This window comes from Bacteroides sp. 1_1_30 (assembly GCF_020982715.1).
In the GTDB taxonomy this organism is placed as follows: Bacteria; Bacteroidota; Bacteroidia; order Bacteroidales; family Bacteroidaceae; genus Bacteroides; species Bacteroides xylanisolvens.
Window position 1 is genome coordinate 85,622 of the sequence record NZ_JAJKHN010000008.1, and the last position, 10,826, is coordinate 96,447.

General features: G+C 47.4%; 13 protein-coding genes and 1 pseudogene. 13 read left to right on the plus strand and 1 reads right to left on the minus strand.

The genetic code is table 11. The features are described 5' to 3' along the window. Positions 1–265 precede the first annotated feature (265 nt). The 6 genes from LPH68_RS03520 to LPH68_RS03545 all read left to right on the plus strand — a co-directional run bounded on the left by LPH68_RS03520 (position 266) and on the right by LPH68_RS03545 (position 5,131). A complete protein-coding gene (locus tag LPH68_RS03520; protein WP_005812872.1) occupies positions 266–907 on the plus strand; it encodes a hypothetical protein in 642 nt (213 codons plus the stop codon). Between the two features lie 133 nt (positions 908–1,040). Further along, positions 1,041–1,409 (plus strand): helix-turn-helix domain-containing protein, encoded by a 369-nt coding sequence (locus LPH68_RS03525; protein WP_004320284.1) that lies wholly within the window; start codon positions 1,041–1,043, stop codon positions 1,407–1,409. 43 nt (positions 1,410–1,452) lie between these two features. Next, complete coding sequence (locus LPH68_RS03530) at positions 1,453–1,794, plus strand: AlpA family transcriptional regulator (RefSeq protein WP_005812869.1); 342 nt, start codon at positions 1,453–1,455, stop codon at positions 1,792–1,794. 2 nt (positions 1,795–1,796) lie between these two features. Further along, positions 1,797–2,903, plus strand: a complete 1,107-nt coding sequence (locus LPH68_RS03535; RefSeq protein ID WP_005812867.1) for an AAA family ATPase — start codon at positions 1,797–1,799, stop codon at positions 2,901–2,903. A gap of 200 nt (positions 2,904–3,103) precedes the next feature. Beyond that, the gene (locus LPH68_RS03540; RefSeq protein ID WP_005812865.1) at positions 3,104–4,003 is read left to right on the plus strand and encodes a toprim domain-containing protein; all 900 of its coding nucleotides are present in this window, start codon (positions 3,104–3,106) and stop codon (positions 4,001–4,003) included. Between the two features lie 156 nt (positions 4,004–4,159). Next, on the plus strand, positions 4,160–5,131 hold the full coding sequence (locus LPH68_RS03545; protein ID WP_005812863.1) for a hypothetical protein: 972 nt from the start codon (positions 4,160–4,162) through the stop codon (positions 5,129–5,131). Positions 5,132–5,168: 37 nt separating this feature from the next. Here LPH68_RS03545 and LPH68_RS26600 read toward each other — a convergent pair whose 3' ends face one another. Continuing rightward, a complete protein-coding gene (locus tag LPH68_RS26600) occupies positions 5,169–5,291 on the minus strand; it encodes a hypothetical protein (RefSeq protein WP_255518806.1) in 123 nt (40 codons plus the stop codon). Between the two features lie 82 nt (positions 5,292–5,373). Between LPH68_RS26600 and LPH68_RS03550 the strand changes: the two genes are divergently transcribed. From LPH68_RS03550 to LPH68_RS03580, 7 genes and pseudogenes are all read left to right on the plus strand, one after another. Then, positions 5,374–5,898 (plus strand): hypothetical protein, encoded by a 525-nt coding sequence (locus LPH68_RS03550; protein ID WP_229037530.1) that lies wholly within the window; start codon positions 5,374–5,376, stop codon positions 5,896–5,898. Further along, positions 5,895–6,665, plus strand: a complete 771-nt coding sequence (locus tag LPH68_RS03555; RefSeq protein WP_007837351.1) for a metallophosphoesterase — start codon at positions 5,895–5,897, stop codon at positions 6,663–6,665. The genes LPH68_RS03550 and LPH68_RS03555 overlap by 4 nt, the downstream gene beginning before the upstream one ends. A gap of 221 nt (positions 6,666–6,886) precedes the next feature. Next, positions 6,887–7,339, plus strand: a complete 453-nt coding sequence (locus LPH68_RS03560) for a hypothetical protein (protein WP_005812857.1) — start codon at positions 6,887–6,889, stop codon at positions 7,337–7,339. Beyond that, positions 7,336–7,668, plus strand: coding sequence for a DUF4134 domain-containing protein (locus LPH68_RS03565; RefSeq protein WP_005812854.1), 333 nt, complete (start codon positions 7,336–7,338; stop codon positions 7,666–7,668). Before LPH68_RS03560 ends, LPH68_RS03565 begins: the two co-directional genes overlap by 4 nt. Before the next feature lie 58 nt (positions 7,669–7,726). After that, positions 7,727–8,092, plus strand: coding sequence for a DUF4134 domain-containing protein (locus LPH68_RS03570; RefSeq protein WP_007837354.1), 366 nt, complete (start codon positions 7,727–7,729; stop codon positions 8,090–8,092). A gap of 48 nt (positions 8,093–8,140) precedes the next feature. Continuing rightward, entirely contained in the window at positions 8,141–8,440 is a 300-nt protein-coding gene (locus LPH68_RS03575; RefSeq protein ID WP_005816074.1) for a DUF4133 domain-containing protein, read from the plus strand. A 122-nt stretch (positions 8,441–8,562) separates the two neighbouring features. Beyond that, positions 8,563–10,749: pseudogene (locus tag LPH68_RS03580) on the plus strand (conjugal transfer protein TraG); the annotation flags it as partial. Positions 10,750–10,826: the final 77 nt, after the last annotated feature.

The window sequence follows — 10,826 nt, forward strand, 5'->3', positions numbered from 1 at the left end:
TGTACAGGTGGTTTTTAGTGCCTTTCATTTTCAACATTCTATGTAATGATGCTATTGTTTTGGCACTTTAACCTTTCGTGGAAACCAAACATTTATAACAATAAACAGATAAAAATGAAAAAAGACAGCCTTTTTTGGCTTCTCTCTTTTTGAAGAGAGCAAGCGTGTCCACAAACATGTGGAGTGTACAGAAGACTTCTACAGAGAACTGTATGAGTTGTTTGAGATCGCAAGAAGTTGGTATCTTCAAGCTGAAAAGAATCATATGAAGACAGAGTACTTCATAGAACTATTTGAGCGCAGTCACCAATATATTGACTGTGATTGTGCACGTTGTAAGAACTCGCGACAGATGGCAATTGGCATTATTGGTACTTTGTTTAGAGACTCTAAGTGTGTGTCAATAATCAAGAAAAAAGAAGATTATTCCAAGCAGGAACTTATTGAGTTGTTTCTTCAACATGTGGGTACTGGTCTGCCAATCCTTACCCGAAAGAAATCGTCCATCCTCACTTTGGGATGCCAATTGTCAGACAGACAGATGGATTTGTTGGTAGAACTTGTCCAAAGTCACGACATATTTGATTTTGCCGACAACAGTGATGTGCGTAGCGAGTTGTGTCGCCTATTCAAGTGCGACTTGGACGCATCTATCCGTGTAAAGAATGTACGTAATGTAGCCGTACTGTTTGACGCTATGGCTCAATACCATTTGATAAACAATAATTGGCAATATGTCATGGGAGAAGGTCGCTTCTTAACCAGTATCAAAAAGGATGGAACAGAGAAATTCATAACTTCAAGTTGTCTTTCCTCTTCTCTTTCAAGGATAAGAAGAAACGTTTCCATGACAGCAAGTCAATATGCCATCTGCAAATCCATCGAACAGATATTAAGAGAGGAATAAATCACAATAATTCTGCTAAATGAAAGTAAAAACGTGATAGTTTGGTTGATACTGCCTTACTATCACGTTACTTTTTCTATTTAGTGACAGTCTCCCCATAACTTTGCATCAAAAATCATAAAAAATAATTAGCATGGAAGAAAATAGTATAAGATTTGAAGATATTCCCAACGCTATAACGGGGGTACTGAAAAAGCTGTCATCATTAGAAGACAAGATTGATGGTATATATGAACTTGTTCAATCAGAAAAAGAAGAAACATGGTTTACGGTTGCTGAATTATGTGCTTATCTCCCAACACATCCGGTAGAGCATACCATATATTGCTGGACAAGCAATCGGGAAATACCGTTTCACAAGAGAGGCAAACGCATCATGTTCCTCAAATCTGAGATAGATGAATGGCTTCAAGGAACCAAGGGCAAATCGAAGAACGAGATTCAAAGAGAAGCAGAGGAATATGTACTATCTACACAAAGAAAGAATAGACGGCTAATATAACCGTGCTACTGTCTGTAAACAATTTAATTAAGGTACGTGACACATGAATGAAAGACATTTTAGACTCTATGAGCGAATTGTCGCAATAGAAGACAGTTTGGAGGCTTTGGGACCTATTGACAAACTAATAGAGCGAATCGAGGAATTGGAGAAGATGGTCAAGCAGACCAAAACCGTCTTGGGGTTTGACGAAGCATGTAAGTATATTGGTGTTTCTGAAAGCCTGCTATACAAACTTACAGCCGCAAAAGAAGTTCCACACTATAAGCCAAGGGGAAAAATGCTGTATTTTAATAGAGAAGAAATCGACAAGTGGCTGCTCCAAAACAAACAAGAGGTCATTGGAATGGTAACGAAAATAGAAATTGATAATCCGAAAGAATGAAAATGGAAGAAAATAACAAACATGTACAGCCTAACTCAAAAGAGGAAGGAGTACAGCGTCTCAATCGCATATTGAGCGAATCGTTGATAAAGGCAACAGATACTTATAAAACACCTCCTCAGATTATATGGGTTGATAATTCCAGCATAGCCACATTGGGCAACTTCAGTGCTTCTACTGGTAAGGCAAAGGCGAAAAAGACCTTCAACGTGTCTGCCTTGGTAGCCGCTTCCCTCGCCAACGGCAAGGTACTGAACTATCGCGCCAGTCTGCCAGAGGGGAAACGCAAGATACTGTATGTAGATACGGAGCAGAGCCGCTATCACTGCCATAATGTGCTGGAGCGCATCCTGAAGCTCGCTGGTCTACCTACAAGCATCGACAACGAGAACCTTGACTTTATCTGTCTGAGAGAGTACACGCCCTCCGTCAGGATAGAGGTCATAGACTATGCGCTTGCCCAAGACCAAAGCTATGGACTGGTCATCATCGACGGAATCAGAGACCTGCTTCTCGACATCAACAATGCGGGAGAATCGGTCGAGGTCATCAACAAGATGATGGAATGGTCATCAAAGTATGACCTGCACATCCATTGCGTATTGCATCAGAACAAGGGCGACAATAACGTGCGCGGGCATATCGGTACGGAGATGAACAACAAGGCAGAGACGGTGCTTGTCATCACCAAGAGCACCACCAATCCCGACATCAGCGAGGTGAAGGCGATGCACATCCGTGAGAAGGAGTTCAAGCCGTTTGCCTTTACAGTCAATGAGGAAGGGTTGCCAGAGATTGTCGAGCACACGCCGGAGAAGGAAGAAGGTGACAAGCAACCGTCAAGGTTTACTTACCAAGACTTGACATCCGAACAGCATAACGAGGCGCTGACGGCTGCATTCAAGGAGAAACCTATCAAAGGATTCGATCGCATGGTGGAGGAATTAACGCAAGCCTATGCAGACATTGGCTTTAAGCGTGGCAGAAGCGTCATCATCAAAATGCTGAAATACCTGATTAACGAGCAAAAGCTCATAGTGAAGCGGGATAATCATTACTATTTCGGATATACACCTGCCGAGATTGACCTGTTCCATGAAGAGGAATAAAAACAGTTCAGAAACCAGTTTAGTTTACGTCCGTACCTATATATAAGAAATAAGGCCAAAGTAAACCGAAATCGGAGGCTGAATTGGGAAGCGGAAAAGTAGTTTAGCAAATGGTTTAGTTTACGGGTGTGCCTATATAGGAGAAAGGGTAAAGTAAACTGTTTCCATGGACAAAGTAAAACCGAACAAATGAAAGTACAATGAATATTGAACAATCGAAGAAACTGAGCATTATAGACTTCTTAGACAAGGAGAATGTAACGCTGAAAAAGAAGAAGGGCAATGCCTACTGGTATCTGTCACCCTTCAGGGACGAGAAGACCGCATCGTTCAAGGTCAGCAAGAAGGAGAACCTGTGGTACGACTACGCCATTAAGGAGGGCGGTGACCTTGTGGAGCTGGTAAAGCGTATGTATAACAAACAATCCGTTTCCGATGCCCTTGCCTACCTTGCGTCCAAGAGTATTGCCACTGTGGATAAGGCAATCGAGACCGCTATCGCAGCCAAGGAATACACGACAACCAAGATGAACGATGTGAAGCTGCTCCCACTGAGCAACCATTCTCTGCTGTCCTATTTCAGTAGCCGACGGATAGACATCACCATTGGCAGGATGTATTGCAGGGAGATACACTACAAGGTTGAGCAAAAACATTACTATGGCATTGCCTTTGGCAATCTGAGTGAAGGACATGAGGTGCGCAATCCCTATTTCAAGGGCTGCATCGGGCATAAGGACATCACCCTGCTTGCCCATACGTTCAACGAGTGGCAAAACGGTTGTCTGGTCTTTGAGGGCTTCATGGACTTCCTTGCTTATATGACCCTCGTTAAACAGCAAGACCGATGGTTTGTCGTTGAAAGCCCTTGCGACTATATGATACTGAACTCAGTCGCCAACCTCAAACAGGCATTGCATTACCTTGACCGTTACACCCACATCCATTGCTTCCTCGACAACGACCAGGCAGGACGCAAGACGGTTGAGAGCATCAGCAATGTATTCGAGTACAGGGTGACGGACGAGTCCTTCAGATATGCCGACTACAAGGATGTCAACGACTATCTGATGAGGAAGAAACGAACGGCATCTGAATGACATTATAAAGACGAAAACACCATCATTTGATGCAAAAATGGCTCAAATGCATTGAAATTACATATCAAATCTGCACTTTTTCGCCCAAACATGCTTGATTCTCAATTATTATCCTTATTTTTGCATCGTTTTAATACATTATTAAAATGTAGCAGAATGGAATTGAAAAAAGAAATAAGGATATTGGGCAGACGCTTTGAGGTGGAACCTCGTGCCAAGGAAAGCCTGAAAGGCATCACGGTTGGCGAGAAACTCTCATACCGTTTCTATGATGGCACATACCAAGGCACGCCCCTGCTGTTCGTTGAGCCCAAGAAGGGCAATCCCTCTCCACGGACTTGCGCCATCACGGGCAAGCGGTTGACCGAAGCCCTGGGACTGCCTGCGGTGTTTATCCTTGCGCCCGGACCCACCTACGAGCGACACAGACTGGCAGACAAAGGAGTCTTCTTTGTCATGTCCGAGGAATATGCCCATCTGCCAGGCATCATAGCATTGGAGAAGACAAGCAACAGGAAGATTGCCGAAGTATTGACCCCTGTGGCGCAATACATACTACTCTATCACCTACAGGTGGGCAGTATTGAAGGAATGTCGCCAAGGGATATTGCACCGTTGCTTCCATATTCTTACGAAAGCGTCACGTTGGGTGTCACCTGTCTTGAAGATGTAGGACTGTGTCAAAAGATTCAGAACGGACAGCGCAGCAAGGTGGTACACTTCGAGTTGAAGGGCAAGGAACTGTGGGACAAGGCTCAGAACGTCTTGCTGTCACCTGTGGAGAACCGCATCTTTTGCGATGACATACGCTTGGATGCGGAATACCCCGTATGCGGCATCAATGCCCTGGCACATTATTCCATGCTTAATCGTGACCGGGAAGAGATGATAATGATGACAAGCAAGGAATATCGTGCCGTCAAGTCGGCTGATGTCATGGAGAATCCCAACATCTATGACGGCAACTATATCATAGAGGTATGGAAATACCCTGTTGTCAGCAAAATGGGCGACAAAAGCCAGTGGGTTGATCGCCTTTCCCTTGTCCTTTCGTTGAGAGATGATGATGATCCGAGAGTAGAAAAAGAAGTAGAACGAATAATCAGTGAACAGAAATGGAAGGATTAGTCAAGTTCCGTGAAGCATTTGCGGAATACTCAGAAAACTATGTGGTGATAGGCGGAGCAGCCTGTGACATCACCATGACCAATACCGTGGTGCGTCCACGCGCCACACACGACATCGACATGATAGTCATCGTAGAGAACATGACCGAGGCTTTCGCCAATCGCTTCTGGCAGTTTGTGCGGGAGGCTGGCTATCGACCTGAAAAGAGGAAACAGGAGGCTGGTGAGCCACCAAGGTATGAAATGTATCGTTTCCTTGATGGTAAAGACGGCTATCCCGAGATGATAGAACTGCTGTCACGCCACCCCGACGTGCTTGGAGAGCCAAAGGGATTTGTCATAGAACCTATCCCGACCGATGAAGATGTGTCGAGTCTTAGTGCCATCATCATGGACGATGATTACTATCACTTTACTATCGCACACAGCCAACTGACTGATGGCATACGCCATGCCAATTCCGCTGCCTTGATAGCACTGAAGGCAAGAGCCTACCTAAATCTCATGGCAGACAAGCGGGACGGCAAGCATGTGAACACCAAAGACATCAAGAAGCACCGTTCGGACATCCTGAAAAATGTGGTCATAATGACTGAGGACAACATTGAGGCTCCTGCTTCAATAGTGGCATGTATAAGGGAGTTTGTCGCCTCCATCAGAGCCGACTGGTCAACTCTCGCAGAACCATTGTCAAAGTCACTCGGTCAAGACGAGGCATTTGTGACCGGACTGTTAGATCAACTGGATGAATTGTTTATAGAAGCATGACCAATATGAAGATACAATACGCATCCGACCTGCATCTGGAGTTTGCCGACAATTGGCGGTATCTGAAAGCCCACCCCTTGGAGGTGACGGGCGACATACTGCTGCTTGCCGGCGACATCGGCTATCTCGGCGATGACAACTACTCCAAGCATCCCTTTTGGGACTGGGCATCGGAGAACTACAAGGAGGTGCATTGCTGCATGGGCAACCATGAGTTCTACAAATATTATGATGTGGCGACACTGCCCGACGGCTATCTCTTGGAGGTACGTCCCAATGTATTCAGCCACTACAACGGTATTGCGAGGATTGGCGACACCGACATCATCCTCTCCACCCTTTGGTCGAGGATTCCTTTGGAGGACGCTTACTTCACCGAGCAAGTGATAAGCGACTTCCGCCGTATATTATATAAAGGTGAGCTGATGACCCATGCCCAATTCAATGCTGAGCATGAACGTTGCCTCACCTTTATCAAGGATGCAGTGGCATATTCGCAAGCAGCCCATAAGATTGTTGTCACCCATCATGTACCATCGTTCCGTATGCTCCACCCAAAGTTTCAAGGCAGCAAGGCAAACGTGGCGTTCACCGTAGAGTTGGAGGACTATATCACCGATAGCGGCATAGACTATTGGATATACGGACATTCGCACACCAACATCGATGCCAGGATAGGCAACACCCAATGCTTGTCCAACCAGTTGGGCTATGTTTTCTCTAACGAACATCAGGACTTCTCCCATGGCAAGTACCTGACCATATAGCCATCCACATTTTTTTCATCCACCCTCTTTACAAGCTCTTCCCTATCGGAAGGGCTTTTTTTGTGCCTTTCGAGTTTGATTTTTGAGTATGATTGCGAGTGTAATCAAAATTAGAGTTAAGATTTGGCTCCGCGGAAAGTCATTTCGGTTTAAGATTGAAGAAAAGGTAGTTCCTTTGCATCGGCAATAAGCCAAACCATAGTAAAATCAAACTTGAAAATATGAAGTCATTTGTAATATTCGCCATTGTCGTGACCATAATCTATGTCATCTACTATACGGTCATCATCGTGCAGGATCTGTACGGAAAGCCCAAGGACGAGAAGTCACAGGGCGAGTCGTTTGATGTCAGTGACATGACCGACGAGGAAGAGTCGATAGCGGTCAGCGAGAGCGACGGTGGTTTCAGCGTAGGCGACAACCAATATGAGACAGCCTACGAGGAGAAGCAGCTTGCAGAGCCTACAGAGGAGGCAGCCGCCACTGCGGAAGAGAGCAAGCCTCATGTGCTTGAAAAGATACAAAGCGCAATCGAGAAGAAGATGGAGGAAGTGAATACCACCTATTCCGACCCCATGTATTCGGAAGAATTGAACAACACCATCATCGCCCGCGGTCTTCGTCACAATGGACGTGACATGGTCAAGGTGGAATCACTCAATAATGAGATATGATGTCAAAAACAAGAAGTGCATTTCTATCATTATATGCCGCTTTAACCCCAGCTCTGGCCAGTGCTAAGTGTGGCAACGTGGACTACAGCTGGGGAGCGGACGCACTTGCGAGTGCCCATGACTATGCCGTGACGATGATGCTCTATATCGTTTATCTGTGCTATGCAGTGGCGGGCATCGTGGTCATAGTCAGCGCCTTGCAGATATATATAAAGATGAATACGGGCGAAGAAGGAGTGAAGAAGAACATCATGATGCTGGTGGGAGCCTGCCTGTTCCTCATAGGAGCGACCATCGTCTTCCCCGCTTTCTTCGGTTATCAGATTTGAGATACAGGTGATACGAGATAAGATAACTCAAAGTGTAACAAATTAAAAGGTAAAAAGAATGTTTGAAAGGATTAACAAGAAGGTGAAGGGATTCTTCTCTTCACAGCGCATGAAAACGCTCGCCCTGATGTTGCTTGTCGGCACCACCGCAGCAATGGCACAGAACGCAGCCGGCGACTACTCGGCAGGAACGACCGCGCTTACCACAGTGACGGAGGAGATTGCCAAGTATGTACCTATCGTGGTGAAGCTCTGCTATGCCATTGCAGGTGTCGTTGCAATTGTCGGAGCCATAAGCGTTTACATCGCCATGAACAACGAGGAACAGGACGTGAAAAAGAAGATCATGATGGTCGTCGGCGCATGTATTTTCCTCATTGCAGCAGCCCAGGCACTGCCTCTGTTCTTCGGCATTGGAGGTTAAACGCAGCGTGAGATTGTGAGTATGTAGAACGTTAAAACACTGACAGTTATGGCAGATACAAAGCAAGAGCGTTTTCCGGATTATCCCATTTTCAAGGGACTGCAACGTCCATTGGAGTTCTTCGGGTTGCAGGGACGCTACATCTACTGGGCGGCAGCCACCGCAGGAGGAGCCGTTGCGGGTTTCATCCTCGGCTACTGCATCTTCGGTTTCGTGGCAGGACTCGTGCTGCTAGTCCTCGCCGTAGCTGTCGGTGGCGTTCTCATCGTCATGAAGCAGCGCAAGGGCTTGCACAGCAAGAAGAGTGACAACGGCATATTCATCTATGCCTATTCAAAGAAAGTGTAAAACAAAAAAGAGAATCCATTATGTCCAAGTGGAAAGCTATCAATGATTGTAAGTGAATGGAGGTGGGGGCATCACGCATGAGGGTGCGCCCGCCTTTTTGCGATTAAAAAAGAAAAAGAACAATGACCCTATACATCATACTCATATTCTCAGCCATCTGCGTGGGCATGGCCATCAGTGTCAAGGCATTCGGCACGGGAGGGAAGCGCAAGCGCATCTTCCAGGACATCTACTTCTCCATCGAGGAAGTGGATGGCATCGGCGTGCTCTATACCAAGACGGGCGAATACTCCGCTGTTCTGAAGATGGAGAACCCTGTGCAGAAGTATTCCGCCAACATCGAGGCCTACTATGAGTTCACCCACCTCTTCGCCGCCCTTGCCCAGACCTTGGGCGAAGGCTATGCGCTGCACAAGCAGGACGTGTTTGTGAGGAAGGCATTCAAGGAAGAGAACGGTGGAAATCATGAGTTCCTGAGCGAGAGTTACTTCCGCTATTTCAACGGCAGACCCTTTACCGACAGCGTCTGCTACCTCACCATCACACAGGAGAACAAGAAGAGCCGTCTGATGTCGTTCGACAACAAGAAATGGCGTGACTTCTTGGTGAAGATACGCAAGGTGCACGACCAGCTGAGGGATGCCGGCGTGAAGTCCCGATTCCTCGGCAAAACGGAAGCCTGCGAGTATGTGGACCGTTTCTTCTCCATGAACTTCCGTGACAAGGTGGTGTCGATGACCAACTTCAAGGTCGATGACGAGACCATCGGCATGGGGGACCGTAGCTGCAAGGTGTATAGCCTTGTGGATGTGGATTATGCCAACTTGCCGTCGGTCATCCGTCCCTACGCAAATATCGAGGTGAACAACACCAGTATGCCCGTTGATCTCGTGAGCATCGTCGATAGCGTGCCCGGAGCCGACTGCGTGGTGTTCAACCAGATGGTGTTCGTGCCCAACCAGAAGCGTGAGCTTGCCCTACTCGACAAGAAGAAAAACCGCCATGCCTCCATGCCCAACCCCAGCAACCTGATGGCTGTAGAGGACATCAAGCGTGTGCAGGAGGTGATAGCCCGTGAGAGCAAGCAGCTCGTCTATACCCACTACAACCTCGTGGTGGCAGTGAGCGGCGACACCGACATACAGAAATGCACCAACCATCTCGAAAACTCCTTCTCGCGCATGGGCATCCACATCAGCAAGCGGGCCTACAACCAGTTGGAGCTGTTCGTCAACTCTTTCCCCGGCAACTGCTATGGCATGAATGCCGACTACGACCGATTCCTCACCCTCGGCGATGCCGCCACCTGTCTGATGTACAAGGAGCGCATCGTGCATAATGAGGACACCCCGCTGAAGATATACTATACCGACCGCCAAGGTGTGCCCGTAGCCATCGACATCACAGGAAAGGAGGGAAAGGAGAAGCTGACCGACAACTCGAACTTTTTTTGTTTGGGTCCTTCGGGCAGCGGCAAGTCGTTCCACATGAACAGCGTGGTGCGTCAGTTGTGGGAGCAGAACACCGACATCGTCATGGTCGATACGGGTAACTCGTATGAGGGACTCTGCGAGTATGTGGGCGGCAAGTACATCGCCTATACGGAGGACAAGCCCATCACCATGAACCCCTTCAACATCAGCAAGCGGGAGCTGAACATTGAGAAGATAGACTTCCTGAAGAACCTGATACTGCTGATATGGAAAGGCTCGGAGACGCAGATACCCGAACTGGAGTTCCGTGTCGTGGAGCAGTTGGTGACGGAGTATTACGATTTCTATTTCAACGGTGTGCAGCCCTATCCTTCCTCACAGAAGGAGACACTGAGAAAAAACCTCTCCACCATGGAGAAGCGGCGCGGCACGGAGCTGACGCAGATACACGACAAGGTGGAGAAACTCATCAAGGGACTGGAGGAACGGCGCATGGCATTGAGCGTGAAGACCCTCTCCTTCGACTCATTCTATGAGTTCGCCTGTGAGCGTCTCGACCAGATCTGCATCGAGAACAACATCACCACCATCGACTGCGACAACTTCGCCTATATGCTCCAAAACTTCTACCGTGGCGGCAAGTACGACAAGATTCTCAACGAGAACGTGGATAGCACCTTGTTCGACGAGACCTTCATCGTCTTCGAGGTGGATGCCATCAAGGAGAACAAGCAGCTCTTCCCCATCGTGACGCTCATCATCATGGACGTGTTCCTGCAGAAGATGCGCCTGAAGAAGAACCGCAAGTGCCTTGTCATCGAGGAGGCATGGAAAGCCATCGCCTCGCCGCTGATGGCCGAGTACATCAAGTACCTATGTGCGCCCGTAAAGGTTGCATCGTAAATATCTCTTTGGCAAGAGATTAGGAAAGTGTTCTTTGAAAATGACCTATC

What these genes read in the sequence shown, in the direction of transcription:
- LPH68_RS03520 (WP_005812872.1), top strand. Translation starts at nt 266, where the DNA reads ATGAAGACAGAGTACTTCATAGAACTATTTGAGCGCAGTCACCAATAT.
- LPH68_RS03525 (WP_004320284.1), top strand. Translation starts at nt 1,041, where the DNA reads ATGGAAGAAAATAGTATAAGATTTGAAGATATTCCCAACGCTATAACG.
- LPH68_RS03530 (WP_005812869.1), top strand. Translation starts at nt 1,453, where the DNA reads ATGAATGAAAGACATTTTAGACTCTATGAGCGAATTGTCGCAATAGAA.
- LPH68_RS03535 (WP_005812867.1), top strand. Translation starts at nt 1,797, where the DNA reads ATGGAAGAAAATAACAAACATGTACAGCCTAACTCAAAAGAGGAAGGA.
- LPH68_RS03540 (WP_005812865.1), top strand. Translation starts at nt 3,104, where the DNA reads ATGAATATTGAACAATCGAAGAAACTGAGCATTATAGACTTCTTAGAC.
- LPH68_RS03545 (WP_005812863.1), top strand. Translation starts at nt 4,160, where the DNA reads ATGGAATTGAAAAAAGAAATAAGGATATTGGGCAGACGCTTTGAGGTG.
- LPH68_RS03550 (WP_229037530.1), top strand. Translation starts at nt 5,374, where the DNA reads ATGTATCGTTTCCTTGATGGTAAAGACGGCTATCCCGAGATGATAGAA.
- LPH68_RS03555 (WP_007837351.1), top strand. Translation starts at nt 5,895, where the DNA reads ATGACCAATATGAAGATACAATACGCATCCGACCTGCATCTGGAGTTT.
- LPH68_RS03560 (WP_005812857.1), top strand. Translation starts at nt 6,887, where the DNA reads ATGAAGTCATTTGTAATATTCGCCATTGTCGTGACCATAATCTATGTC.
- LPH68_RS03565 (WP_005812854.1), top strand. Translation starts at nt 7,336, where the DNA reads ATGATGTCAAAAACAAGAAGTGCATTTCTATCATTATATGCCGCTTTA.
- LPH68_RS03570 (WP_007837354.1), top strand. Translation starts at nt 7,727, where the DNA reads ATGTTTGAAAGGATTAACAAGAAGGTGAAGGGATTCTTCTCTTCACAG.
- LPH68_RS03575 (WP_005816074.1), top strand. Translation starts at nt 8,141, where the DNA reads ATGGCAGATACAAAGCAAGAGCGTTTTCCGGATTATCCCATTTTCAAG.